This window comes from Oceaniglobus ichthyenteri (assembly GCF_003057885.1).
Lineage (GTDB): Bacteria > Pseudomonadota > Alphaproteobacteria > Rhodobacterales > Rhodobacteraceae > Oceaniglobus > Oceaniglobus ichthyenteri.
The window spans coordinates 23649-49895 of sequence record NZ_QAGK01000012.1; the positions used below are offsets into that span (position 1 = coordinate 23649).

A 26247-nucleotide genomic window follows, 5' to 3' on the forward strand; every position below is an offset into this window, starting at 1 on the left:
CCAAGCATGGCGAAACGCAATGGAAGATTTTCCAATGATGAGAATGTTGTCTCTTTGCCTTTTCGTGGCACTGACGGCCTGCACCCCCGCCACCCGCGAAGATTTGACGCGCAGCGCGGCCAAAACCGCGGTGCGCCCTATTTTGGCCAATAAGCTGCCCGGCGTGCCGGTTGAACCGGCCACAAATTGTGTGATCGATAATGCAAACTCTAATGAACTGCTTTCACTGGCCGCAGATGCGGTGACCGGCCCCACCGCCAGCACCGTGAAAATCGTGACCGATATCGTGTCCCGTCCCGGGACGATTCAATGTTTGGCGACCCAAGGGTTGCCAGCCCTGTTAAGATAGGAGCCTTGCCATGGTTCAACTGACCCTGCCGAAAAACAGCCGTATCCGCACTGGCAAAACCTGGCCCCGGCCCGAAGGTGCGAACAATATTCGTAAATTCAGCATTTACCGTTGGAACCCGGATGATGGCGAAAACCCCCGCGTCGATACCTATTTCGTCGATATGGATACTTGCGGGCCAATGGTTCTGGACGCGCTGATCAAGATCAAGAACGAAATCGACCCCACGCTCACCTTCCGGCGGTCCTGCCGCGAAGGAATTTGCGGATCTTGCGCGATGAATATTGACGGGATCAATACGCTGGCCTGTATCTATGGCATGGATGAGATCAAAGGCGATGTTAAGATCTATCCACTGCCGCACCTTTCCGTGGTCAAGGATCTGGTGCCCGACCTCACCCATTTCTACGCCCAGCATGAAAGCGTGATGCCCTGGTTGGAAACCACGACACCGCGCCCGGCGAAAGAGTGGAAGCAAAGCATTGAGGACCGCAAAAAGCTGGATGGTTTGTACGAATGCGTGATGTGCGCGTGCTGCTCCACTTCTTGCCCGTCCTATTGGTGGAATGGCGATCGGTATTTGGGGCCTGCCGCGCTGTTGCATGCGTACCGCTGGATTATCGATAGCCGCGATGAGGCAACAGGCGAGCGGTTGGACGAATTGGAAGATCCGTTCAAACTGTACCGCTGCCACACCATCATGAACTGCGCCAAAACCTGCCCGAAAGGGTTGAACCCGGCCAAGGCAATCGGTGAAATCAAAAAGCTGATGATCGAACGGACTGTTTGAACAAAACAGCGGGTGAATCCGGGGCGCTGCCCCGGACCCCGGGATATTTTCAGCAGGAAAAACGAGGGCGTGAAATCGCCCGGTTTGGATCAGGGTTTCAGGGGATTGACCATGTTGAAATCGGCGGGTTGGCGATTTTTGATTGTTGGCCTGCTGGCCCTGTTCATGTTCATCCCTTTGTTTTTTGTCGGTGAAATTGTCGGTGAGCGGGCGAATTATTCGCGCGACACCATCGAAACCGTGGGGCAGGAATGGGGCGGGCAACAGGTGATTGCCGGTCCGCGGTTGATATTGCCGCTAGAAGGGCCGCAAACCCGGGTGGAGCGGCGCGAAGTTGTTGATCCGCAAACCAATGAAACGCGGATCGAACAGGTGAACGTGACCGAAGTGGTCCGGCGCGGTGCAATCTACGTTTATCCACAATCCTTTGAGGTATCCGCAAATAGCGAAAGTGAAATACGCCAGCGCGGCATTTTCGAAGTGCCGGTGTATAGTGCCGTTGTCGATATGGCGTTTGATTTCGATGTAAGCGGTTCGGCGGCCTATCTGGGCGAGGATGAGCGGATTTTGTGGGATCAGGCGTCGCTGGACCTGAGCCTGAGTTCAAATCGCGCCCTGCGCGGCGCGGCCGAATTGACGGTTGGTGGCGCGCCGGTGCCTTTGGAACCCCGTGCCAGTGGCGAAACCGGGGGCATCATCGCAGGGGTGGGCGACCCGCGGGCCTTGGGCGATATGCGCCTGGTGCTGGGACTGAATGGGGCAGAACGTTTGTTGATTGCGCCGGTGGGGCGCAACAGCGTGATTGAAATGAGCAGCGATTGGCCCCACCCAAGCTTTACCGGCGCGTTTTTGCCCGATGGGTCTGAGGTTAGCGAAAATGGCTTCAGCGCCCGTTGGACCATCCCGCATCTGGCGCGCAATCTGCCGCAGGTGTCGCGCGACGATAATGAATTCGTCGCCCGATCCGAAGCGTTGGGTGTTCGTTTCTTTCAGCCGAACGATTTTTACCAAAAGGCCTATCGCGCCGCACGCTATGGAATTTTATTTATCGCCTTAACGTTTCTTTCAGTGTTGTTGATTGAAAATCGCCAAGGCGCACCGGCGCATCCGGTGCAATATATCCTGATCGGTTTGGCGCAATCGGTTTTTGTGCTGCTGATGGTGGCCTATGCCGAACAGATCGGATTTGGCGCGGCCTATGCGCTTTCAGCTGGGGCGACTGTGGTGCTGTTGGTGATGTTTGGCGCGTGGGGCTTGAAATTGGGGCGGCGTACCCTGGTTTTGGGGCTGACCTTGGCGGTTTTATATGGCGTGTTGTACCTTATCTTGCAGAGTGCGGATTACGCATTGCTGGCGGGTTCAACTTTGGCCTTTGGTGCGCTGGCGGGCACCATGTATGCCACCCGAAACGAAGATTGGTATGGCCCGCCTGGTGCTGTAAGAAAATCGCGATTGTCCGGCCTGTTTGGCGGAGCAAAGGCCGCGCAGGAGCCGGAAAGCGTGCCGCCCAAGAAGGTAAAATAACGCGCAATTTCGACACGGCAGGTCATGCCGTGTCATCGGGTTAGTCAGGATTGGATCGGTGCGACGGATCTGCCGACAGTTGCGAACCCTACGCGAAGGCGGCGGTCAGGGCGATTTCGACCATATCGGCAAAGCTGCGTTCGCGCTCTTGCGATGGTAACGCTTCGCCGGTGATGAGGTGATCGGAGACGGTCATCACCGCAAGGGCGCGACGACCATAGCGCGCGGCGAGATTGTAAAGTTCGGCCGCTTCCATTTCAACGGCGAGAATGCCGTGTCGGGTCAGTTGTTCGTTCAGATCGGGCCGTTCATCGTAAAACACGTCGGATGAGTAAATTCCGCCCACATGAGGTGTCAGATCCATGTTTCTGGCGGCAGACCAGGCATGGCGCAGCAATCCGAAATCGGCGCAAGGCGCAAAATTCAGTTCGCGAAACACACCCATCGAAGGTGAGGATAGCGTACTGGCGGTCTGCGCCAGAATAATATCGCGCAGTTTTACCTGAGGCTGCATTCCACCTGCTGAGCCAATTCGGATCAGCGTTTGGACGTTGTAATCGCGGATCAATTCATTTGCGTATATCGACATGGACGGCATTCCCATGCCCGATCCCTGAATAGTAACGCGGTGCCCGTTCCAGATGCCGGTAAACCCCAGCATTCCGCGCACACGGTTAACGCAAACAACATCGCTGAGAAAAGTTTCGGCGGCCCACTGCGCACGCAGTGGATCACCGGGCATCAAAACGGTTTCAGCAATCTGGCCGGGTTCGGCGCCAATGTGAATTGTCATATAACGCGCCTTATTCAGCTTAGATTTCGAACATATCCAATGACTTGTTGTCGGCCAGCGCGTCCTTGATCCAAGCCGGTTGACGCCCGCGACCTGTCCAGGTTTGCGAAGGGTCGGCGGGATTGCGATATTTCGGGGGGTTTTTCTGCCCCTTTTTCTTTCCTGATTTATCGCTGCTTAAAAGTTCGCTGAGGTTAAAACCGTGTTCTTTTGCAATGGCTTCAGCGGCGGCGCGGGCTTCTGTTTTGCGCCGGGCCTCCAAATTATCCAAGGCCACATCCACATCACTGCGCAACTTCAACAGTTCCGCACGTGAGAGCTGATCAAGATTCATATCGTTTCCAATCATCCAAATTGCCCGGTAATTGAGCACGTTCCAGCCGCTTTTTTTGACAAATTTGTCAGGTTTGCAAGACAAATTTCAAATGGGCTCGGAATTGGCGTACAATCGCCTTAAAGACAAAAAAGAATGAATACCTTACTCTGCGGCAACTGTTGTGGGTTCGGCAATTAATACGATATCTGACATGATCCGGTTCAGTTCGAAATCCTTCGGCGTATATATGCGCGCGACACCCATTTCACTCAGCTTAAGTGCATCATCTTCTGGAATAATTCCCCCGACGACCACGGGAATATGGCCCAGACCGGCCTCGTGCAAAAGGTCGATCAATTCCCCCACCAATGGAATATGACTGCCCGACAGGATCGAAAGACCGATTACATGGGCATCTTCATCATGGGCCGATCGCACGATTTCGGCCGGAGTCATGCGAATCCCGTCATAGGTGATGTCCATGCCGCAATCGCGCGCGCGGCTGGCAATTTGTTCGGCGCCGTTTGAATGGCCATCCAGCCCCGGTTTGCCGATCAATATTTTCAATCGACGGCCCAAACGCGTTGAAACCGCATCTACCGCGGCGCGAATTTCTTCCAACCCTTCGGTGCGGTTTGACGGGTTGCGTGACACGCCGGTGGGGCCGCGGTATTGGCCGAATGCAGTGCGAATCATATCGCCCCATTCACCCGTTGTGGCGCCCGCGCGGGCGGCTTTGATGCTGGCAGGCATGATATTGGCGCCAGAGCGGGCTGCGGCGCGCAGTTCGTCCAATGCGGCGTTCACGGCCCGTGTGTCGCGTGCGTCGCGCCAGGCGGTAAGACGGTTAAGCTGATCGGCCTCGGCCTCGGGGTCGGCGACCATGATCGCCTCGTCGCCGGCGGTCAGCGGCGAGGGTTCACCATTCTGAAACCGGTTCACGCCTACGACAGTGGTGGTGCCGGTTTCGATGCCATCAATGCGCGCGGCGTTGGAGTCAACTAGCCGCATTTTCATATATTCAATCGCCTGCACGGCGCCGCCCATGCCATCAATCGTATCCAATTCAGCCCGGGCACCGCTTTTCAGCGCTTCGACTTTGGCGGTGATTGTCGGATTGCCGTCAAACAAATCGCCATATTCCAAAAGATCGGTTTCATAGGCAAGAATTTGCTGCATCCGCAGGGACCATTGCTGATCCCATGGTCGGGGCAGGCCCAAAGCCTCGTTCCAGGCTGGCAATTGCACGGCGCGCGCGCGGGCATTTTTAGAGAGCGTCACAGCCAGCATTTCAATCAGAATACGATAGACATTGTTTTCGGGCTGTTGTTCGGTCAGGCCCAAAGAATTCACCTGCACCCCATAGCGAAAGCGGCGGAATTTCGGGTCTTCGACGCCATAACGTTGGACGCAGATTTCATCCCATAATTCGACAAAAGCGCGCATTTTGCACAGCTCGGTAACAAACCGAATGCCCGCGTTTACAAAAAACGAAATGCGCCCGACCATTTGTGGAAAATCCTCGGGCGCGACTTTGCCTTGCAAATCATCCAGAACTGCGGTGGCCGTGGCCAAAGCAAAGGCCAATTCCTGTTCCGGCGTCGCGCCGGCCTCTTGCAGATGATAGGAACACACGTTCATCGGGTTCCATTTTGGCAAATGTTCGCGGGTATAGGCCGCGACATCGGTGATCATCCGCAGGCTGGGTTCGGGGGCGGTGATATAGGTGCCGCGCGACAGATATTCCTTGATGATGTCGTTTTGCACCGTCCCCTGCAGGGTTGCGGGATCGACGCCCTGTTCCTCGGCCACGGCGATGTACAGCGCCAACAACCATGGCGCAGTGGCGTTGATAGTCATTGACGTGTTCATCTGATCCAATGGAATATCTTTGAACAACGCGCGCATATCGCCCAGATGCGCCACCGGCACGCCGACCTTGCCCACTTCGCCCCGGGCCAGAACATGATCGCTGTCATATCCGGTCTGGGTGGGCAGATCAAAAGCCACCGACAGGCCGGTTTGCCCCTTGGCCAGGTTTCCACGGTACAATGCATTTGACGCGGCGGCGGTGGAATGCCCGGCATAGGTGCGGAAAAGCCAGGGGCGATCTTTGGTTTGGGTCATCTAAGCCTCGTGCGCAATAATCTTACCTTAATACGGTGATAGGGGAAATTTTATACCAATGTCAATCGCTGCGCTGCGGCAAGTTACAAGATGGCTGGTTTGACGTGAAATTCATTGTCGGTGATTTCGAACAGCCATAAAAAAAGGGCGCCGATCACTGATCTGCGCCCCCAACCATTCTGATCATGCGGCACAATCAGTAAACAACAACCGCGCGAATGCTTTTACCTTCGTGCATCAGGTCAAACCCTTTGTTGATGTCGTCCAACCCCATGGTGTGGGTGATCATCGGGTCAATCTCGATTTTTCCGTCCATGTACCAATCAACGATTTTTGGTACATCTGTCCGGCCTCGCGCGCCGCCAAACGCGGTGCCGCGCCAGGATCGCCCCGTTACCAATTGAAACGGCCGGGTCGAAATTTCGGCACCTGCGGGCGCAACGCCGATGATGATGGATTCGCCCCAGCCTTTGTGCGACGATTCCAATGCGGTGCGCATCACATCCACATTGCCGGTGGCATCGAACGTGTAATCGGCCCCACCGCGGGTGAGTTCGACCAGATGCCCCACCAGATCGCCTTTGACCTCGGATGGATTGACGAAATCGGTCATGCCGAACCGGCGTGCCATGTCAACCTTGCTAGGGTTCAGATCGACGCCGACGATCTGATCGGCCCCGGCCAGGCGCAAGCCCTGAATCACGTTCAATCCGATTCCGCCAAGCCCGAAGACAATGGCGCGGCTGCCGATTTCAACCTTGGCGGTATTGATCACCGCGCCGATGCCGGTGGTTACGCCACAGCCGATATAACAGATTTTATCGAATGGTGCATCCTTGCGCACCTTGGCCAGTGCGATTTCAGGCAGAACCGTATGGTTGGCAAAGGTGGAACAGCCCATGTAATGCAGGATCGGCGTACCATCCAGCATGGAAAACCGCGATGTTCCATCGGGCATCACACCGGCCCCTTGGGTGGTGCGGATCGATTGGCAGAGGTTGGTTTTCGGGTTCAGACAGTATTCGCAAGTCCGACATTCGGGCGTATAAAGCGGGATCACATGATCGCCTGGCACCAGGCTGGTCACGCCTTCGCCCACCTCAAGCACGACGCCGGCACCCTCATGGCCAAGAATCGCGGGAAACGCGCCTTCGGGGTCGGCACCGGATCGGGTGAATTCATCGGTATGGCAAAGGCCGGTGGCCTTGATTTCTACCAAAACCTCTCCGGCGCGGGGGCCATCGAGGTTGACCTCCATAACTTCAAGCGGTTTTCCGGCCTCTAATGCAACGGCAGCACGGGTTCTCATAACAATCCTCTCAAGTTATAGCGTTATGAGGACTTTGGGCCAAAAGGAGAGTGAAATGCAACTCAAGACCGTGATCGTCAGCAGCGTTATGATTTGGGGGCTTGCGGGGTGCGCCGCCCAAGACCCCGCACAACCGGGTACCGATGCCTGTGGCGCGTCAACCCAACAAAGCCTGATCGGCCAGGCCTTGAGTGATGTGACAATACCCAGCACACAAGACGTGCGGATCATCAAGCCCGATACCTTGGTGACATTGGATTATGTGCCCACCCGAATGAACATCAAAGTGGGCAACACAGGATTGATCGAAACCGTATATTGCGGCTGATTATTTCTTCAGACGGTAATCTTCGTGGCAGGCTTTGCAGGCCCCGCCGATCTGGCCCATCGCGGCGCCCAGCGTCGCGGTATCGGTCGCGTCCATTGCGGATTTTGCGGCAACTTCCAACGCCATGGCTTTGTCTTTGAAATCATCGAAGTTTTCCCAGATTGCGGGCAGTGCTTCGGATTTTTCGGTCATTTCATTGGCTTCAAATTTGGCGGGAATCTGTTGCGCGTCCGCATGCAGCGCAGATGCGGCAGCCTGAACCGCGTCAGCATCAAAATCGGCTTTTGCAATTGTGCCAAGGATCTTGGTCTGTGCGCCAACGTCCTTCATCAATTCCATCCGCGCCGCCACCGGATCGGCGTGAGATTCGGCAAATGCCTGGGGCACCGTGGCGACAACGCCCAGGGCGATGAGGGCTGCAAGTGTCGATTTCATGGGCAGTGTCCTTTAACAATGATAAAAATCAAAGCTTAGAGTGCCACAATCCCCTGTCTAGGTCAAAAGCCTTGGGTGCCACGATGGTGTGATCACATTTAAGGGAATTGGCCCGGTGCCGTGCATTGGTGGGGGCAATGAAACACGGCACCGGGCAAAGCGATCTGTCGCTCTGCTGACCGTGATACCGGGCAAGGGCGGCAATGACAGGGCGCAAACGGGCAATCGCCAAGGTGATTGCATGGCAAAATTGGGGCAATGGACGATACAGCATGCGCCCCGGTTCTGTTCAAAGATAAAGGATAAGAACAGGCCCCGGTGCTGTGAACTGGGTGGGGGCAAAGTTTACACAGCACCGGGCAAGCGTTGATCGCTCTGACACGGTTGTGACAGCCGATTGTGGCGATTTCGCGGAACAATAGGGGGAAAGAGATGATGATTGTGCGGCCAGCGCACCGCAATCTGAACCGCTTGCCTTTGTGGGGCCAACTGGGCAAGATCGGTGTGATGAACATGCAGCCGCCCACCCCCTTTCCCCAACGCTCGGACCCGAATGATCGGGTGGCGTTTGACCGGCGCGAATTGGCGGCGATCCTGACCCTGTATGGGCGCATGGTGGCCGCAGGTGAATGGCGCGACTATGGCATGTCGTTCCTGCGCGATGTGGCGGTGTTTTCTGTTTTTCGACGTTCGGCGGAAAATCCGATTTACCGGATTGAAAAGCGGCCAAAACTGCGCGGCCGCCAGGGGCAATATGCGGTCATTGCCATGGACGGGCAGATTTTGAAGCGTGGCGCAGACCTGCCAACAGTGCTCAGGGTGTTAGAGCGTAAGCTGATCCGCGCTGTGGACTAGGTTGCTTTTCGGCCTGATGTTTGAAAAGTGATAGTATACTGCCCGATCCCTGTTTCAGATCGGCCGTTTTGTTCGATAAGTGAAGGCCGATAATGTCAGAATATCTTGTGTTTTTTGTCTCCGGCATCCTGGGCGGTGCGGTGAATGCGGCGGCGGGCGGCGCGAAATTGTTTGTTTTTCCGATGCTCGTGGCCACAGGGCTGCCGCCACTTGCGGCCAATGCCACCGCGGCGGTCGGGCTGTGGCCTGCACAGCTCAGCGCGGTTTGGGCCAATCGGCAGGGGTTGTTTGCAAACCCACGCGCGCTGTTTTTGCAAATGTTGCCAGCGATGCTGGGCGCGCTTGCGGGCGCATTTGCACTTATCTTTTCAACTGAATCTGCGTTTCTTGCGGTGATTCCGGCGCTTTTATTCGTGGCCGTCGCGGCGATTTTGATGGGCCGTCGGTTAAGCGCGGTTTTGCAACGGCTGTTTCCCGGTGGAGCGTTGCAAAAAGTAACCCATGTGCTGATGTTTGCGGTCGGGTTTTATGGCGGATATTTTGGCGCCGGACTGGGATTCATGCTGATCGCGGTGTTGACGGCGGCAGGCGGTTTGGCGATTCAAAAAGCCAACACATTGAAAAACTTGACAGCATTTTCAATTTATTCGGTGGCGGTGATCCCGCTTTCGTTTTCGGGGTTGGTGGTGTGGGACGCCGCAATGGCGGTTCTGGTGGGCGGATTGATCGGCGGATATGTCGGCGCGCGGGTGGTGAAACACCTTCCCGACACGCCTATGCGGGTCGCTGTGGCCGGATTGGGCTGTGTTTTGGTTGGGGCCTATCTGTTTCGGCTGTGACCTTACCGTTCGCCGCGCCGATAGGGTTTCATCAACGCCTGTGGCACCCGGGCGCGGCGCGACATCAGCACCAGTGCGACAATCGACAGAACATAGGGCAGCATCAGAAACAGCTGATAAGGCACCGCCTTGCCCACCACGGTTTGCAGCCGCAATTGATAGGCATCAAACAATGCAAACAGCAGCGCACCAAGAAGCGCGCGCAGGGGCATCCACATGGAAAACACCACCAGCGCGATACAGACCCAACCGCGCCCCTGAACCATGGTTGGGAAAAAGCTGTTGAATGCGGCAAGGGTCAGAAAACTGCCGCCTACTGCCATCAACGCCGATCCGACCATGATACATCCGATGCGAATACGGATCGGATCAAGGCCCTGCGCTTCGGCGGCATGGGGGTTTTCGCCGGTGATCCGAATGGCCAGCCCCAGCGGCGTGCGCGCCATCACCCACGCCAAGATCACAACACAGGCAATCGCCAGATAGGTCAGCGGAGTTTGGGTGAACAGGGTTGGCCCCAGGATCGGCACATCCGACAAAAACGGAATGGGATAGTTTTCAAACGCCTCAACCGTCGGTGGGCTGCCTTGCACAGGCACCGCCAAACGGAAAATATAATAGCTGAACGAGGCGGCGAACAACGTGATGCCCAGTCCCGTCACGTGCTGTGACAGCCCCAGATTCACCGTCAGCACCGCATGGAGCAGGCCAAACAGCGCGCCGCAAACGGCCGCCGCAATCACCCCCGACCATAAATCGCCGGTAAAAAACACGGTGAGCCAGCCGATCATCGCGCCAAAGGTCATGATCCCTTCGATGCCCAGGTTCAAAACTCCGGCCCGTTCGCACAATAGCGCGCCCAAAGTGCCAAAGATCAACGGTGTGGCGATCCGCAAGACCGAGGCCCAAAGCCCGACAGTGAACAAGATTTCGATTAATTCGGTCATCGCGCGATCCGGTATTGGGTGAAAAACAGCGCCACCAACATGGCCAAAAGGGCGAGTGAGGTAGTGACGTCCGCGATAAAGCTGGGCACGTCCAAGGCGCGGCTCATCCCGTCGGCCCCAACAAACATCGCGGCAACGAAAAGCGCGGCGAATATCACCCCGAGGGCCGATAGATTGGCCAGCATCGCCACGACGATCCCGGTATATCCAAACCCCGGCGACAGGGCGGTGGACACGTGGCCTTTGACGCCCATTACCTCAATCGCGCCGGCCAGTCCGGCCAATCCGCCCGACAAACACGCCACCTTGAACAAGGTTTTCGTGATCGGCACGCCGGCAAATTCCGCCGCCTTGGGGTTGGCCCCCGCCGCCGCCGATTGCAGGCCGAACACCGTAAACCGGTGGATGGCCCACACCAATACTGCAACGACAACGGCCACAATCAGCCCGGTGTGCAACCGCGATTTCGCAACCAGCTTATCCAACCGCGCCTCGGGCGGAACGGGAATGGATTGTGGCCAGCCAAAGGCCAGCGGATCACGCAAAAAACCCTCAATCGCCAAGGAAACGAACAGCACCACGATGAAATTCAACAACAGCGTCGTTACCACCTCATCCACCCCGAACCGCAGCCGCAACAGCACAGGAATGACCAACAGGATCACACCCGCCAACGCGCCGACGATCATCAACGCCGGGATGGCGATGACGCCGGGCACCACAGAGCCAAACGCCGCCACGGCCAATGCGCCCAGGTAAAACTGCCCTTCGGCGCCGATATTCCACACTTTGGCGCGAAACGCGACGGCGGCGGCCAGCCCGGTCAGGATAAGCGGTGTGGCGCGGGTGAGGGTTTCGGTGATCGCCAATTGCGATCCAAATGCACCAATAAAGATTCGCCGATAGGCCTCAAACACCGGGGCACCCGACAGCGCGATCAAACCGCCCGCCACGATCAGCGCAAACAAAAGCGCCAGAATTGGCGCGCCGATGGTCAACAGGGGCGGGCGTGTGGCGCGACGTTCAAACCGCATGCAGCCCATCCCATTCGCCAGCCATCATCAGCCCCAAACGGCGCGCATCCAACCCGGTGCTGGCCACCGGCGGGGACAGGCGGCCCTTGACGATGGCCTGTATTCTGTCGGCCAAGGCCAAGGTTTCATCCAGATCCTCGGAGATCAACAAAACAGCGCACCCCTTTGATCGGGCTGCTAAAATTTCGGAATGTACGGCGGCAATTGCGCCCTCGTCCAACCCGCGGGTGGGCTGTGCCGCGATCAGTATCGCAGGACCATCAAGCAGGTTGCGACCAAAAATCAGCTTTTGCATATTGCCGCCCGATAGGTTGCGGGTGGCGGTATCGGGGGTGCCACCGCGCACATCGAACCGCGCGATAATCTTATCGCAAAACGCGCGGGCGGGGCGCGAACGCACAAACCCCCAGCGTGAAAACCGCGAATCGCCCAACCGTTCCAGAACCGCATTTTGCCACAGGGTGAAATCACCCACTGCGCCTTCGGTGTTGCGGTCTTCGGGGATGCGGCCAATGCCCTTGGCGATAAGGTGCGACGGCGTTGCCCGGCCCAAGGGTGCGCCCAGCACCGTCAGGGTGCCCGCGCCGGGATGGGCCAGGCCCGACAGCAGATGAGCAAGCACCGTTTGGCCGTTGCCAGAAACGCCGATAATGCCCAACACCTCTCCCCGGTGCAGAGAAAAATCTATATCTTGCAGTACCTTGATGCTTTTGACGGTTACATCAACACCGCGCGCCTCAACCACGGTCGGCCCGCGTAGGGCATCGCCGCGCTTGGGCCGTTCGACCCGGCGGCCCACCATCAGCGCGGCCAACTCATCCTTGTCGGTGGCCGATGTGGCGCGTTCTGCGGTCACCCGCCCGCCGCGCAAAACCACCACGCGGTCGGCGCTCTCCATCACTTCGTTCAATTTGTGGGAAATAAAGATAATCGAAAGCCCTTGCGCCGCCATCGTCCGCAACACTTGAAACAGCTTTTCTGCCTCAGGGCGGGTCAAAACGGCGGTGGGTTCATCCAGAATCAGGATTTCGGCGTCGTTATACAGCGCCTTTAAAATCTCGACCCGCTGCTGTTCACCCACCGAAAGATCGCTGACCCGCGCATCGGGGTTGGCGGCCAGACCGAAGCGTTTGCAAAGTGTGGCCAATTTCGCGCGGGCCGCCCCGGTGCGGGCGCGCAGGGCGAACAACGGCTCGGTTCCGGTCATAATGTTTTCAAGCACGGTCAGGTTTGGCGCCAGGGTGAAATGCTGATGCACCATCCCGACGCCCGCATTGATCGCATCGCGGGGCCGCCCCATGGTCAGGCAGGTATCCTTAACCGTGACCGAGCCTGAATCGGGCATATAATGGCCGAACAGAATGTTCATCAGCGTGGTTTTGCCCGCGCCATTTTCCCCAAGCAGGGCCAAAACCTCGCCTTTGGCCAGGGAAATGGACACGTCTTCATTGGCCACAACCGGGCCAAACCGTTTGCTGATCCCCACAAGGGACAGGACAGGGGATGATGGTGCAGGGCTGTTCATTTCAACATAACCAATGGGCGCAAAGGGGCCGATGTTTTACCGGCCCCCGTGCGATTTATGTCGGTTCTTCCATGTTTACAGGAACCTCAAACGTGCCGGCCTTGATTGCGGCGCGTGCTTCTTCCATTGCGCCGATTGCTTCGGCGGGCACCATGGATTCGCTGTATTTAATGTCGTTTCCGCCCTCTTTCATCAGGTTGTAAGGCGTGTAATCGCGCCCGGTCGGGTCACCGGCCTGTGTGTCGGCGACGGCCGCCATCAAAAGCGGTTTGAAATACCACATCGCATTGGCAAACACCGTTTCGGGATAGCGCGGCGTGTAATCGATCAGGGATCCGATCGCCATGATCCCGCGTTCCTTGGCCGCGTCGGCGGTGCCGATCCGTTCGCCAAACAGGATATCGGCGCCGGCGTCGATCTGCGCCAATCCCGCCTCGCGCGCTTTGGGTGGATCAAAGAACGTGCCAATAAAACCAACCAGATGTTCGGCATCCGGGCGCACGGCTGTGACACCGGCACGATAGCCGTTGATCAGCATATTCACCTCGGGGATCGGAATCGCCCCGACGGCACCGAAAATGCCAGATTTGCTCATCGGGGCGGCCAACATGCCGGCCAGATACGCCGCCTCGTGATTCCAGGTCCCGAAAGTGCCGAAATTATCGCCCATTGGCCCACCCGAACTGCCCATGAGATAGCCAACATTGGGGTAATCGGCGGCAATTTCGCGGGCCTCTTGTTCAACGGCATAGGATTCGCCAACGATCAGATCGACGCCCTGTTCGCCATATTCCCGCATCGCGCGGCCATAGTCGGTGCCGCTGACACCTTCGGAGAAAACATAGTCAATCGCGCCCTCATCGGCAGCTTCCAAAAGCGCGCCGTGCAATCGGCTGTTCCAGGCGTTTTCAACCGGGCTGGCGTGAATGCCGGCGACTTTTACCTTGGCTTGACCGATGGCGGCAGGGGCATAGAGGCCCGTGGCGGTGATGGCGGCGGTGGCTTGTAAAAAGCTGCGTCTTTTCAATCTCATGGCGTTTCCTCTCTGTTTGTTATGTTTTTGGGGCGTAATCGGCAGGGTTCACATGATCGGGCCGCCCGGTCAGCGACAATTGGGTGATTTGCGGCGCTGTGCGGGCAATGATGCGCCCGCCTTTGATCACCGCCAAACGGGTGGGGCGCAGGCGCACCGCCTCAATCGCCGAGGTTGCCTGTAACAGCACCAGATCGGCGGGGTTGCCCAAGGCGATGCCGTAATCGGGCAGGCCCAGTATTTTCGCCGGATTCGCGGTGACGGCATCGAACGCTTGCCCAATCGCGGCGCGCGATGTCATCTGCGCCACATGCAGGCCCATCGACGCCACCTCTAACATGTCGCCCGATCCCAGGCTGTACCACGGGTCCATCACGCAATCATGGCCAAAGGCCACGGTCAGCCCCGCCGCCATCAATTCAGGCACACGGGTTTGGCCCCGGCGTTTGGGGTAACTGTCGTGCCGCCCCTGAAGGGTGATGTTGATCAACGGGTTGGCGATCACGCGAATATCCGCCTCAACCATCAGGGCGATCAGCTTGGTGGCGTAATAATTATCCATCGAATGCATCGAGGTCAGGTGACTGCCGGTCACGCGCCCTTGCAATCCAAAACGCACGGTTTGTTGCGCCAGGGTTTCGATATGGCGCGACATCGGATCATCGCTTTCGTCGCAATGCAGATCCACGGGCAACCCCCGGTCGGCGGCAATGCGGCACAGTTGTTCAACCGAGGCGGCGCCATCGGCCATGGTCCGTTCAAAATGTGGAATACCGCCGACGATGTTCAAACCCATATCCAAACTGCGGTTCAACAGATCAACCGCGCCGGGGCTGCGCAAATACCCATCCTGGGGAAAGGCGACAAGTTGCAGATCGATATAGGGTTTGACCAGGCGCTGCACCTCTAACATCGCTTCGGCGGTGCGCAATGTCGGGTCAGACACATCTACATGGCTGCGGATTGCCAAAAGGCCCCGGGACACGGCCAGATCGCAATAGCGCAGCGCGCGTTCAACCATTCCTTCAACGGTCAGTTGCGGTTTGAGTTCGCCCCAAAGCGCGATCCCCTCGAGCAATGTACCGCTGACGTTCATGCGCGGCATGCCAAGGGATAGAGTGGCATCCATGTGGAAATGCGCGTCGACAAACGGAGGCGTGACCAATTGCCCGGCGCATTCGACCACCTCGTGCGAATCGCCGCCAACATTTTGTTCCAGCGCGGTAATTTTCCCATCCGCGATGCCGATATCGGTGTTTGAACCATCCTTCAGGGTGGCATTGCGCAGGATCAGATCGAACATGTTGGGCCGCCTGAGTGATTCATCATGAATTTGACCATACAGAAAAAGTTACAAATGCCGACTCTTTGTAAGCTGATTCTTTGTCTGGATGCACGGGCTGCCTGTCATTTAATCAGTTGAAAATAATCTGCCGTTGGATGGGGCAGGTTACGCCGAACCATGGCCGATTTCATTCAGGAATTCAGTCAGGGTTGCGGCAAATTCTTGGGGTTTTTCCACACTGGGCAAATGCCCTGCGCCGCGGATCAGATGAAACCGCGCGCCGTTGATCAGGCCCGCCGTTTCGCGCACCATGTCGGGCGGCGTCGAGCCATCTTCGCTGCCCGCGATGGCCAGAGTGGGCAGGGTGAGCGTGGCGGTGGTGGTCAAAAAATCACTGCCCGATATTGCGGCGCTGCATCCGGCATATCCCTGTTGCGGGGTGCGGATTAACATGTTGCGCCATTTCACCACCTCGGGTGTGGCGCGGAACGATTTGGAAAACCAGCGTTCGATCACCCCATCGGCGACAGCGTCAACTCCGCCCTTTGTCACCTTTTCAATCCGCTCGGCCCACATTTGCGGGGTGCCAATGCGCGCGGCCGTGTTGGACAGGACCAGCGCGCGCACCTGATCCATGCGTTTCACAGCCAGGCCCTGGCCGATCATGCCACCGATGGAACAGCCCACAAAAACGCAATCCTGGATGTTCAGATGATCCAAAAGGCGTTCGGCATCACCAATCAACGCGCCCATGGAATAGGGCGCAGGCGGCGCATCAGTCAGGCCATGACCGCGTTTATCATACTGAATATATTGCAGGTTTTTAGGAAGCAGCGGAATGATATCATCCCACAACCGCATATCGGTACCCAGTGAGTTGCAAAACACCACCGGCGCGCCGTGGCCGGTGATTTTATAATGAACGTTCAGGTCGGGCAGGGGGGCGATGGGCATTTTACACCTCAATCAGGCAAAGCGGGACAGGGCGGTGGCAAACACGGCGGCGTCCACATTCCCGCCCGATGCCACGGCGATGATCGGCCCGTCGCCCCGTGCCTCCGGGTGAAACAGGGCGGCAGCCAGAGCAACCGCGCCGCCCGGTTCCAGCACCAGTTTCAACCGTTGAAAGGCCAATGCCATGGCATGGAGCGCCTGATCGTCGCTCACGCTCAGGGGGGCGGCGCAATGTTCGTGCATGATCGGAAAGGTCAATTGGCCCGGTGCGGGGGTCAGGATTGCATCGCAGATTGATCCGGTGGCGCGCGGATTGCTTTGGATCGTTCCGGCCTTCAACGAGCGTTTCACATCGTCAAACCCATCGGGTTCAACCGGGCGCACCCGCAGGCCCGGCGCACGATCGGCCAGCGCCAAAGCAATGCCTGAGGTCAGGCCACCACCGCCGCAGCACACCAATACATCGGCCTTGGTAATGCCAAGCGTGGCGGCCTGTTCGGCGATTTCCAGACCGGCGGTGCCTTGTCCGGCAATCACCTGTGGGTCGTCGAATGGTTTGATCAGGGTCAGCCCCCGCTCGGCTGCCATGCGGGCGCCGATTTCATCACGGTCTTCACTGCTGCGATCATACAGCACCACTTCGCCGCCCAAGGCGCGGGTGTTGTCGATTTTCATCTGTGGCGCATCTGCGGGCATGATGATCACGGCGGTGGTGCCATGGGCGGCGGCGGCGCGCGCCACCCCTTGGGCATGATTGCCACTGGAAAATGCAATCACCCCTTTGGCGCGTTGATCGGGAGGCAGGGCCGACAGCGCCGCCCAACCACCGCGCGCCTTGAAACTGCCGGTGTGTTGCAAACACTCGGCCTTCACCCACACGGGCCGCCCGGCGATGTCATCCAGAAATGGCGAAGACAACAGCGGCGTTTTGCGAATGTGGCCTTTCGCGCGCGCTGCGGCGGCGGTGATCATTTCGATGTTCAAAACTGGGTGCTCCACTGGGCAAGGGCGCTGCGCGCTTCGGGTTCGTCCAAAAACGGAATATGGCCGCGATCGGGAACTTCGGCAAAGATCATATCGGGGCGGCGGGCGCGCATTTCTGCGGCGGTTTCGCGCGATAACAGATCGGAGTTCGCCCCCCGGATCAGCGCCAAAGGCAGGCCATCCATGGCATCAAACAGCGGCCAAAGATCAGGCGCAGGTTGCGCACCAGAGGCCGCGACCGACTTTGCCAAAGCCGGATCATAGTTGATTTTCAGCCCGTCAGCGGTGGCGATATAATGCTTGGCCGCTTCTTCGGCCCAGCGGGTGGCGGGCACATTTGCAAAGCCGGTGATCCGGCTTGGCATCAGCGCGGCGGCCTCGGCGTGGGTTTTGACGCTGGGATTGCGGCCAATATAGCCTTTGATGGTTTCCAACCCGGATGGCGCGATTTCAGGGCCGATATCGTTTAACGCAACAGCGGTAAGCCGGTGTTTTGCCGTGGCCGCCAGAACCATGGCAATCAAACCGCCGCGCGATGTGCCCAAAATCGCCGCCCGTTTCAGCCCCAGATGATCAAGCAGTTCCAGCGTATCGCGTGCCTCAACCGGGATTGTGTAATCTTCCCACTGGCCCCATTCGGATTGGCCCCGCCCACGATAATCAAGCCGGATCAACCGGTTATTGGTCAGATAGGGTAGAACATAATCGAAATCGGTGGTGTTGCGGGTCAGCCCCGCCAGACAGACAAGCGGCGCGCCGTCGCCCTGATCGTCATAATACAGCGACAAGCCATCGGAGGTGGTGAAATGAGGCATCAGAGTAAACCTAAAAGATTGGAAAGATCGGGCAAGATATGGTGCGGTTTGGCGGGCAACCGATCAACCGGATCGCCCGCGCGGTTAACCCAGACCGTGGTGAACCCGTATCCCGCAGCGGCGGCCGCATCCCACCCATTGGACGACACGAACAGCACTTCGGATTTGGAACAGCCGAACCGTTGGCCCACCAAATTATAGACCCGCGCATCGGGTTTGAACACGCCAACCGACTCTACCGATAGTATATCGTCCAACAACTCCGACAGATTGGCCGAGCCGACCGCCCCCGCCAACATATCGGGCGACCCGTTTGACAGGATCGCGGTGGTCATACCCATCGCGCGCAGTGATCCCAGGCTTTCGGGCACCTCGGGATAGGCATCCAACGCCCAATACAGCGCCAAAAGACGTTCGCGCAGGGCCGGATCGTCAATCTCGGCCGCCTCAAGCGCCCAATCCAGCCCATCCTGTGTGACCTGCCAAAAATCGCAATATTCGCCGGTGATTGCCCGCAACCACGTATATTGCAGCTGTTTCGCCCGCCAGTCTGCGGCCAGTTTCGGCCAGATGCGGCGCAGGGCGTGATTGCCCGGTTCCTGTGCTGCGGCGCGGGCGGCGGCGGTGACATCGAACAAGGTGCCATAGGCGTCAAAGATACAGGTGGTGATGGCCATGGGGTGCCTTTTGTTTGGTCGTCGCGTGATCGTGACACAGCCGCAGGACAAGGGAAAGCCCCGGGGGTTTACTTGGGCGGCAGGGTTTGACAGGATGTCGGGGATTTTTTGGCGCGCCGCTCCTGGCGCGCTTTTTAATTTAAGGAGAACTGCAATGGCTGAGGCACAATCAGGCAATAAAATTCAAATGCACTATACCGGATCGCTGGAAGACGGCACCGTATTCGACAGCTCTGAAGGCCGCGACCCGTTAGAGTTTGAATTGGGTTCGGGACAGATCATCCCCGGATTGGATGCCGCAGTGACAGGCATGTCCGTGGGCGATGAAAAGACGGTAACAATTCCGGCTGACGAAGCTTACGGCGCGCATCACCCCGAGCGGGTGCAGGCCGTGCCGCGCGATCAATTCCCCGATCACATTCCGGCCGAGGTTGGCACCCAATTGCAGGTGCAAACCCCCGATGGTCAGGCGATGCCAGTGGTGATTGCCGATGTGACGGATGAGGCAATCACGATTGATGCCAATCACCCCTTGGCCGGCAAAGATCTGACCTTTGCGGTTTCGGTTGTGGATATTTCCTAAGCCAAGGCTTGCTGAGATTTCAAAGGCCAGGGTGGTGCGCCGCCCTGGCCTTTTTCATGTCATTTCGCGCTGGGCAATCGGCAGGATCGCGCCCGACACCAGCGCGTGCAGCGTTTTCAAATGGCCATTGATCGGCGCGGGCCTGCCCGGATTGCTGGTCATCACCACGGTCAGGGCGCGTTCGGGCACGACGTATATCATCTGCCCGCCATAGCCGCGGGCATAATTGACCCGTACACCATTGGTATCCCATAAAAACCAGGTCAGCCCGTATCGGTGCTCGGGCACATCGGCCATGGTGCGCGGTTGCCAACAGATTTCAATCCAGCCGGGGCTGGTCAGGGTTTCATCCTGCCAGGTGCCGTTGGTGCGATACGCCTCGCCATAGCGAAACATGCCGATGGGCGAAATGTGCATATCATTGCCGCCCAGATAATTGCCTTGGGGGTCGCGCGTCCAAGGGGGAAAGGATATGTCGAGCGGATCGCCGACGCGTTCATTGGCCAGTTCCAACAGGGATTTGCCCGCCGCAGTGGCCAAAGCCACGCCCAGAATATGGGTATTGGCCGTGGAATAAAGCCGCGTGGTGCCCGGATCGGCGAGCATCGGTGCCTCATAGGCCTCATAAATCCAGTGTTTGCCCGATACCCATGCGCCATACGTGCGGCCCGCGAATGGCGTCAGGCCCGATTGCATCGCCAACAGATGCTCCACCGTGATCGATTTGGCCCGCCTGTCGGCGCGCCGGGGGATGACGCGTTTGAGATAGGGGGCGACGGGGCTGTCAAGTGACGGGATTTCACCGCGTTCGATGGCTGCGCCCGCCAAAGTTGAAAGCAAGGATTTGCTAACCGATTTCACGTTGACCGGCGTGTTCAGATCGGGGCCGCGAAAGGCGCGGGCGTCGATGATTTTGCCGTGCTGCGCGATAAGCAGAGTGTTAAGCTGCTCGACCTCGCGCGCCAAGGTGAACACATCTTCAAAGACGGTGGGGGCGGCATGGGCGGGCAGGGCGCAGCCCGCCGCCAACATGGCCAGAACGGTGCGGCGATCCTGCCGCATCGCGTTACAGGTTTTCGGGCTGGGGCATTCCCAACACATGGTATCCGCCATCAACGCGGATGATTTCGCCCGTGGTACAGGCCCCGGCATCAGAGGCCAGATAAACCGCCGTGCCGCCCACCGCCTCAAGCGTGGCATTGCCGCCCAAGGGGGCGTTGGTATCGGTGTGTTTAAATGTCTTGCGCGCCCCGCCAATCGCCGCCCCGGCCAAGGTTTTCATCGGGCCCGGCGAAATCGCATTCACCCGAATGCCATCGCGGCCCAGATCATTGGCCAGATAGCGCACCGAAGATTCCAGCGCCGCCTTGGCCACGCCCATGACGTTATAAAACGGCGTAACCCGGTTTGACCCCTGATAGGTCAAGGTCAGCAAGGTGCCGCCATTTGGCATCAGTTCAGAGGCGCGGCGCGCCACATCGATAAAACTGTAACAACTGATTGCCAGCGAGTTTTTGAAATTCTCGCGGCTGGTGTTGATGAAACGGCCCGTCAGTTCGTTCTTATCGGAAAACGCGATGGCATGGACCAGAAAATCAATACTGCCCCAGGTGTCTTTTAACGTATCAAACGCCAGATCAAGCGAGGCATCATCACTCACGTCAACATCAATCAACGTGGTGCTGCCAACAGAGGCGGCCAGGGGTTCAACCCGTTTGCCGAACCCTTCACCCTGATAGGTAAAGGCCAATTCCGCACCCGCCCCGGCCATGGCCGACGCAATGCCCCAGGCGATGGAGCGTTCATTTGCCACGCCCATGATCAGGCCGCGTTTTCCCTTAAGATCCATAATCGCGCCTTATCCTTGATATTTGCTTAACAACATCGACCCATTGGTGCCGCCAAAGCCAAAGCTGTTGGTCATCACCGTATCAAGGCCGGCATTTTCCACCAATTTTGTGGCGATTTCTTCGGGTTTCAACGCCGGATCCAATGTTTCAACGTTGATTGATGGCGCAATGAAATCCTGATCCAGCATCAACAGGCAAAAGATCGCCTCAAGCGCGCCAGCGGCCCCTTGGGCATGACCGGTCATGGATTTTGTGCTGGATACCGGCGGTGTTGTACCATCGCCAAACACCCGGCGCACGGCCTCAATCTCACCCACATCGCCCACCGGTGTGCTGGTGCCATGGGCATTGATATAGCTGACTTTGCGCCCTTCGGGCAGGGTTTTGAGCGCGCCGCGCATGGCCCGTTCGCCGCCTTCGCCCGAGGGGGCCACCATATCGGCACCGTCGCTGGTGGCGGCAAATCCGGTGACTTCGGCATAGATTTTCGCACCCCGCGCCAAGGCATGATCGAGCGATTCCAAAACCACGATGCCACCGCCGCCCGAAATCACAAATCCATCGCGGGTGGCGTCGAATGCGCGCGAAGCGGTTTCGGGCGTGTCGTTATATTTGCTGCTCATCGCGCCCATGGCATCAAACAGGCATGACAGGGTCCAATCCAATTCTTCGCCGCCGCCGGCAAACATCACATCTTGTTTGCCCATCATGATCTGCTCAGACGCCGACCCGATACAATGCAACGATGTGGAACAGGCCGAGGTGATCGAATAATTGATGCCTTTGATCTTGAACGCTGTCGCCAGATTGGCCGAAATCGTCGATGACATGGTTTTTGGCACGGCAAACGGGCCGATCCGTTTGGTTGCACCGGATTTCAGTACCGTTTGGTGCGCGGCGAACATCGCGCTGGTGGAGGGCCCGCCCGACCCGGCAATCAACCCGGTCATCGGGTTGACGATCTGATCTTCGCTCAATCCTGCATCGGCAATCGCCTGGCTCATCGCGATATGGGCATAGGCGGCACCCGGCCCCATGAACCGCAAGGTGCGTTTGTCGATATGTTCGGACGGGTCGATTTTCAGCGTTCCGGCGATTTGGCTGCGAAATCCGTGTTCGGCCATTTCAGGGCTGGCCACGACGCCGGATTTCCCTGCCTTAAGCGATTCAGCCACCTCTTTGGCCGAGTTTCCAATAGACGATACGATGCCCAATCCGGTGATAACGACGCGGCGCATTGGCTGATCCTTCTTAGCTGGCGGTGGCCAGGCCCACCTTCATGTCTTTTACGACATAAATCTCTTCGCCATCGGCCACAACCCGCCCGTCGGCCACGCCCATCTTTAACCGCCGGTCGATGACACGGGTGAAATCAACATAATAGGTCAGCATTTTGCGATCGGGCTTGACCATTCCGGTCAGTTTCACCTCACCCACACCCAAGGCCATGCCCTGACCTTGCCAGCCGCGCCAGCCCAGGTTGAAGCCGGTCAATTGCCACAGCCCATCCAGGCCCAGACAGCCGGGCATGATCGGATTGCTGGGAAAATGGCACTCAAAAAACCACAGATCAGGGGTGATATCGAATTCGGCCACGATATGGCCTTTGCCATGCGCGCCGCCATCGGCGGACACATCGGTGATGCGATCCATCATCAACATCGGCGGCAGCGGCAATTGCGCATTGCCGGGGCCGAACAATTCGCCCTTGGCGCATTTAATCAGGTCGTCTTTGGTGAAGGAGGTCGGATAATCGGCCATGGGGCGCCCTTTTTCGGTCAATGTTGGTGCTTTATGGCGTAGCACCGTCTTTTATATGCTGTCCAGCCAAAGGGATGTCGTTCTTGCGATTGATACGCAATCGCGGATAGCCCTATGGTAACGCTGTGCACAGATGTTATATATAATTCAAACACCCACCAAGAGAGCGAGGGAACCAAATGAACACCCAAGCCATCACGCGCGGCACTGCATGGTTGACGGATGCCGGATTGCGACCCACCCGCCAGCGGGTTTCTTTGGCCGCCCTGCTGGTTGGCGACGGGCAGAATCGCCATGTCACCGCCGAAAGCCTGTTTGACGCCGCCTCATCCGCCGGAGAGGGTGTTTCGCTGGCGACAGTGTACAATACTTTGCGCGCATTCTGTGAGGCAGGATTGATGCAAGAGGTGACCGTGGATGGATCGAAATCGTATTTCGACACCCGCATGGATGACCACCCGCATTTCTATTGGGAAGACACCGGGCGGTTGACCGACGCGCCGGCAGACGCGCTTGAGATTTGTTCACTGCCGGACGCCCCCGAAGGCACCGAAATTTCCAAGGTTGATGTCGTTATACGGCTACGAAGGGTCTGAGCGGGGTTAAAACCACTGCCCGGGCTCCATCAATCCCAGATCCAGTAATTGCTGTGGTCGCCAGGTAAAGGCCACCGAATTGCGCCATTTGAAAGCAACGATGTCAGGCGCGCTGCCCGGATTTGCCTTCAGCGCCTTGGCGGTGCGAAACGAACAGATCGCCGCAGTCAGGTTGTTGTGCCACGGGCAGGCATAGGTGTTATATTCGGCGATGTTGAAAGTGTGATCGGGCCGCAATTCCAGCCCGCGCGCGGCGCGAAACAGCGATATCCGGTCAATCTTGCGTTTTTTCCATGGAATATGCTCCTCAAACCGCCAGCGCAGACCGCCGAAGAAATCCAATTGCCGTTCCATCGGCGCCCAATTGTTTGCCGCATCACCACGCGCCTGCGCGTAATAACCCGATTTATCAAGCCAGGCATCGCCAAGCGACACAGCCGTGGGATGCGCGTTCAAATCCGCGGCATACAGATCGACAACATAGGTCAGCATGGCATCGCGGCGTTCTTCGGCGTGAAATACCAACATTTCACCAACACTGCGCGTTTCGCCAAAAGGGTGGAGCAGGTATTCGGCGTTGAAACAATAATAGAGCCATGTTCCGGGGCGGGCCGCCTGAATCACGGCATTCACCGCGGGCACAAAAGCGTCAGCCGTTTTCGTGTTGTATGAAACGTATAACGCATCCGCCATCAGATCGGTTGGCAAAGTGATGTCGGCGGGGGCGAACACGACCAATTGCGCAAAGCCCCGGTCAAGATGATGGCGCAGGGTGCTGGCCACTTCGACAGGGTCTTCAACAATGATGATGGCCACAGGGCCCTTGCCCAACGCGCCCGGCCCACGCGCCGCGAAATCGGAAAGAGAGTTGAAACGCATCGCACCGCACCATCGGACAGAAAGGTTAACATCCAATGAAACGGGGGGCGATTGCAAGCGCGCCAATCATCGGATACCACGCAGTCAAATTTCAAGACAGGATCGGCGATATGAACAAGGCAAAAAAGCTGTTCATCAAAACCTATGGCTGCCAGATGAACGTGTATGACAGCGAACGCATGGCCGAGGCGCTGGGCGGGCAGGGGTATGAAACCACAGATCGCGCCGATCAGGCCGATATGATCCTGTTGAACACCTGTCATATTCGCGAAAAAGCGGCCGAAAAAGTATATTCCGAACTGGGCCGGTTGAAACCGCTGAAGGCCGACAATCCCAATCTCAAGATTGGGGTGGCAGGCTGTGTCGCCCAGGCCGAGGGCGAAGAGATCATGCGCCGCGCGCCGGTTGTCGATCTGGTGGTGGGGCCGCAAAGTTATCACCGGTTGCCCCAGATGGAGGATGCGGTGCGTCAGGGCCAGCGCGCCCTGGATACCGATTTTCCCGAAGAGGACAAATTTGAACAGCTCAGGGCGCGGCCAAAAATGGCCCGTGCCCCGTCGGCGTTTCTGACTGTGCAAGAGGGCTGTGACAAATTCTGCGCCTTTTGCGTCGTGCCCTATACCCGGGGCGCAGAAGTGTCGCGCCCCGCCGATCGTGTGCTGGACGAAGCGCGCGATCTGGTTGAACGGGGCGTGCGCGAAATTACGTTGCTGGGCCAGAATGTGAACGCCTATCATGGCCACGAAGGCGGATTGGCCGGGCTGATCCGTGATCTGGATCGCATCGAGGGGCTGGCGCGTATTCGATACACCACCAGCCATCCCAACGACATGGACGACGCTTTGATTGCCGCCCACGGCGAATGCGAAAAGCTGATGCCATATCTGCACCTTCCCGTTCAATCGGGCAGTGACCGGGTGCTAAAGGCGATGAACCGCAAACACACGGCCCAGGAGTATCTGCGCGTGATCGACCGGGTGCGCGCGGCGCGCCCCGATATCATGTTGTCGGGGGATTTTATCGTTGGGTTTCCGGGAGAAACCGATCAGGATTTCGAAGATACCCTGGCGTTGGTAGAGGCCGTGGAATACGGCCAATGCTACAGCTTCAAATACTCGACCCGCCCCGGCACCCCCGCCGCCGAACGCGCACAAGTGGCCGATGATGTGGCAACCGACAGGTTGCGGCGGTTGCAAGCGTTGCTGGGCGCGCAACAGCGCAAGATTCAAGATTCAATGGTCGGGCGCGACGTGTCGGTTTTGTTTGAAAAGCCCGGGCGCCTTCCCGGCCAGATGAGCGGCAAGTCAGAATATCTTCATGCGGTTCATGTGCATGCGCCGATGGGCAAAGCAGGCGAGATGGCGCAGGTGCGGATCGTGGAAAGTGTGACCAATTCTCTGGCAGGCGTTCTGATATAAATTACGCCGCGGTCACAATTTACGCCATTTATGCCGTAAGGGGAAACAGTCACGCTGAACTGGGTCGGCTGTTTCCGGGGCATGGTTAATGAACCCTTTATAATTCTTCACAACTTTGAAAAAACCTTTAACCTGAGGTGTATCAGAGGTGATGTCTGGCCCGTCTGCACCGGCACACGGGCACGGGGCGCGACCACCGCACAATGCGGTGTAAAATATTCAGAACGGGTAAAACACGCGC

Annotated in this window: 28 protein-coding genes; 9 read left to right on the forward strand and 19 right to left on the reverse strand. The window is 57.8% G+C overall.

Annotated elements, in window-relative coordinates; genetic code table 11:
- The first annotated feature begins 34 nt into the window (after nt 1–34).
- From C8265_RS15765 to creD, 3 genes are all read left to right on the forward strand, one after another.
- Nucleotides 35–349, forward strand: coding sequence for a hypothetical protein (locus C8265_RS15765; protein ID WP_108485068.1), 315 nt, complete (start codon nt 35–37; stop codon nt 347–349).
- Between the two features lie 10 nt (nt 350–359).
- Nucleotides 360–1139 carry a succinate dehydrogenase iron-sulfur subunit gene (locus C8265_RS15770; RefSeq protein ID WP_108484985.1) on the forward strand — a complete coding sequence of 260 codons (780 nt, stop codon included), beginning with the start codon at nt 360–362 and terminating at the stop codon, nt 1137–1139.
- Nucleotides 1140–1250: 111 nt separating this feature from the next.
- The gene (gene creD / locus C8265_RS15775; RefSeq protein ID WP_108485069.1) at nt 1251–2663 is read left to right on the forward strand and encodes a cell envelope integrity protein CreD; all 1413 of its coding nucleotides are present in this window, start codon (nt 1251–1253) and stop codon (nt 2661–2663) included.
- Nucleotides 2664–2751: 88 nt separating this feature from the next.
- Here creD and deoD read toward each other — a convergent pair whose 3' ends face one another.
- From deoD to C8265_RS15795, 4 genes are all read right to left on the reverse strand, one after another.
- Nucleotides 2752–3456 carry a purine-nucleoside phosphorylase gene (gene deoD, locus C8265_RS15780; protein ID WP_108484986.1) on the reverse strand — a complete coding sequence of 235 codons (705 nt, stop codon included), beginning with the start codon at nt 3454–3456 and terminating at the stop codon, nt 2752–2754.
- A gap of 19 nt (nt 3457–3475) precedes the next feature.
- Nucleotides 3476–3790, reverse strand: a complete 315-nt coding sequence (locus tag C8265_RS15785; RefSeq protein WP_108485070.1) for an H-NS histone family protein — start codon at nt 3788–3790, stop codon at nt 3476–3478.
- A 144-nt stretch (nt 3791–3934) separates the two neighbouring features.
- On the reverse strand, nt 3935–5899 hold the full coding sequence (locus C8265_RS15790; RefSeq protein WP_108484987.1) for a protein meaA: 1965 nt from the start codon (nt 5897–5899) through the stop codon (nt 3935–3937).
- Nucleotides 5900–6095: 196 nt separating this feature from the next.
- Nucleotides 6096–7208: an S-(hydroxymethyl)glutathione dehydrogenase/class III alcohol dehydrogenase gene (locus C8265_RS15795; protein ID WP_108484988.1), complete on the reverse strand. Its 1113-nt coding sequence runs from the start codon at nt 7206–7208 to the stop codon at nt 6096–6098.
- 55 nt (nt 7209–7263) lie between these two features.
- Here C8265_RS15795 and C8265_RS15800 point away from each other — a divergent pair, with 55 nt between their 5' ends.
- Nucleotides 7264–7536 carry an I78 family peptidase inhibitor gene (locus C8265_RS15800; protein WP_164512355.1) on the forward strand — a complete coding sequence of 91 codons (273 nt, stop codon included), beginning with the start codon at nt 7264–7266 and terminating at the stop codon, nt 7534–7536.
- Here C8265_RS15800 and C8265_RS15805 read toward each other — a convergent pair whose 3' ends face one another.
- Nucleotides 7537–7971, reverse strand: coding sequence for a c-type cytochrome (locus C8265_RS15805; protein ID WP_108484990.1), 435 nt, complete (start codon nt 7969–7971; stop codon nt 7537–7539).
- Between the two features lie 507 nt (nt 7972–8478).
- On the opposite strand from C8265_RS15805, the gene C8265_RS15810 reads away from it, so the two are divergent.
- Nucleotides 8479–8826 (forward strand): DUF2794 domain-containing protein, encoded by a 348-nt coding sequence (locus tag C8265_RS15810; RefSeq protein ID WP_108485071.1) that lies wholly within the window; start codon nt 8479–8481, stop codon nt 8824–8826.
- Between the two features lie 92 nt (nt 8827–8918).
- Complete coding sequence (locus tag C8265_RS15815) at nt 8919–9665, forward strand: sulfite exporter TauE/SafE family protein (RefSeq protein WP_240611114.1); 747 nt, start codon at nt 8919–8921, stop codon at nt 9663–9665.
- Between the two features lie 2 nt (nt 9666–9667).
- On the opposite strand, the gene C8265_RS15820 is transcribed toward C8265_RS15815, so the two are convergent.
- From C8265_RS15820 to C8265_RS15860, 9 genes are all read right to left on the reverse strand, one after another.
- Nucleotides 9668–10612: an ABC transporter permease gene (locus tag C8265_RS15820; protein WP_108484991.1), complete on the reverse strand. Its 945-nt coding sequence runs from the start codon at nt 10610–10612 to the stop codon at nt 9668–9670.
- Nucleotides 10609–11646, reverse strand: coding sequence for an ABC transporter permease (locus C8265_RS15825; protein ID WP_108484992.1), 1038 nt, complete (start codon nt 11644–11646; stop codon nt 10609–10611). The genes C8265_RS15820 and C8265_RS15825 overlap by 4 nt, the downstream gene beginning before the upstream one ends.
- Nucleotides 11636–13171, reverse strand: coding sequence for an ABC transporter ATP-binding protein (locus tag C8265_RS15830; RefSeq protein ID WP_108484993.1), 1536 nt, complete (start codon nt 13169–13171; stop codon nt 11636–11638). Before C8265_RS15830 ends, C8265_RS15825 begins: the two co-directional genes overlap by 11 nt.
- Before the next feature lie 55 nt (nt 13172–13226).
- The gene (locus C8265_RS15835) at nt 13227–14204 is read right to left on the reverse strand and encodes a BMP family protein (protein ID WP_108484994.1); all 978 of its coding nucleotides are present in this window, start codon (nt 14202–14204) and stop codon (nt 13227–13229) included.
- Nucleotides 14205–14223: 19 nt separating this feature from the next.
- The gene (locus C8265_RS15840) at nt 14224–15507 is read right to left on the reverse strand and encodes an amidohydrolase family protein (RefSeq protein WP_108484995.1); all 1284 of its coding nucleotides are present in this window, start codon (nt 15505–15507) and stop codon (nt 14224–14226) included.
- 147 nt (nt 15508–15654) lie between these two features.
- The gene (gene pcaD / locus C8265_RS15845; RefSeq protein ID WP_108484996.1) at nt 15655–16443 is read right to left on the reverse strand and encodes a 3-oxoadipate enol-lactonase; all 789 of its coding nucleotides are present in this window, start codon (nt 16441–16443) and stop codon (nt 15655–15657) included.
- A 12-nt stretch (nt 16444–16455) separates the two neighbouring features.
- Entirely contained in the window at nt 16456–17415 is a 960-nt protein-coding gene (locus C8265_RS15850) for a threonine ammonia-lyase (protein WP_108485073.1), read from the reverse strand.
- A gap of 8 nt (nt 17416–17423) precedes the next feature.
- Nucleotides 17424–18242, reverse strand: a complete 819-nt coding sequence (locus C8265_RS15855) for an alpha/beta fold hydrolase (RefSeq protein WP_108484997.1) — start codon at nt 18240–18242, stop codon at nt 17424–17426.
- Complete coding sequence (locus C8265_RS15860) at nt 18242–18919, reverse strand: haloacid dehalogenase type II (RefSeq protein WP_108484998.1); 678 nt, start codon at nt 18917–18919, stop codon at nt 18242–18244. The genes C8265_RS15855 and C8265_RS15860 overlap by 1 nt, the downstream gene beginning before the upstream one ends.
- Before the next feature lie 154 nt (nt 18920–19073).
- Between C8265_RS15860 and C8265_RS15865 the strand changes: the two genes are divergently transcribed.
- Nucleotides 19074–19502, forward strand: coding sequence for an FKBP-type peptidyl-prolyl cis-trans isomerase (locus tag C8265_RS15865; protein ID WP_108484999.1), 429 nt, complete (start codon nt 19074–19076; stop codon nt 19500–19502).
- A gap of 54 nt (nt 19503–19556) precedes the next feature.
- Here the strand turns inward: C8265_RS15865 and C8265_RS15870 are convergent, their stop codons facing one another.
- The 4 genes from C8265_RS15870 to fabA are packed head-to-tail and all read right to left on the reverse strand — an operon-like array spanning nt 19557 to nt 23113.
- Nucleotides 19557–20615, reverse strand: coding sequence for a serine hydrolase domain-containing protein (locus tag C8265_RS15870; protein ID WP_164512356.1), 1059 nt, complete (start codon nt 20613–20615; stop codon nt 19557–19559).
- A complete protein-coding gene (locus C8265_RS15875; RefSeq protein ID WP_164512357.1) occupies nt 20569–21351 on the reverse strand; it encodes an enoyl-ACP reductase FabI in 783 nt (260 codons plus the stop codon). The genes C8265_RS15870 and C8265_RS15875 overlap by 47 nt, the downstream gene beginning before the upstream one ends.
- 9 nt (nt 21352–21360) lie before the next feature.
- Nucleotides 21361–22590, reverse strand: coding sequence for a beta-ketoacyl-ACP synthase I (gene fabB / locus C8265_RS15880; RefSeq protein ID WP_108485002.1), 1230 nt, complete (start codon nt 22588–22590; stop codon nt 21361–21363).
- A gap of 13 nt (nt 22591–22603) precedes the next feature.
- Complete coding sequence (gene fabA, locus C8265_RS15885; protein ID WP_108485003.1) at nt 22604–23113, reverse strand: bifunctional 3-hydroxydecanoyl-ACP dehydratase/trans-2-decenoyl-ACP isomerase; 510 nt, start codon at nt 23111–23113, stop codon at nt 22604–22606.
- Between the two features lie 179 nt (nt 23114–23292).
- Between fabA and irr the strand changes: the two genes are divergently transcribed.
- The gene (gene irr / locus C8265_RS15890) at nt 23293–23709 is read left to right on the forward strand and encodes a Fur family transcriptional regulator Irr (protein WP_108485004.1); all 417 of its coding nucleotides are present in this window, start codon (nt 23293–23295) and stop codon (nt 23707–23709) included.
- 6 nt (nt 23710–23715) lie between these two features.
- Here irr and C8265_RS15895 read toward each other — a convergent pair whose 3' ends face one another.
- Nucleotides 23716–24588 (reverse strand): hypothetical protein, encoded by an 873-nt coding sequence (locus tag C8265_RS15895; RefSeq protein WP_108485005.1) that lies wholly within the window; start codon nt 24586–24588, stop codon nt 23716–23718.
- A 110-nt stretch (nt 24589–24698) separates the two neighbouring features.
- Here C8265_RS15895 and miaB point away from each other — a divergent pair, with 110 nt between their 5' ends.
- Nucleotides 24699–26006 carry a tRNA (N6-isopentenyl adenosine(37)-C2)-methylthiotransferase MiaB gene (gene miaB, locus C8265_RS15900; protein WP_108485074.1) on the forward strand — a complete coding sequence of 436 codons (1308 nt, stop codon included), beginning with the start codon at nt 24699–24701 and terminating at the stop codon, nt 26004–26006.
- Nucleotides 26007–26247: the final 241 nt, after the last annotated feature.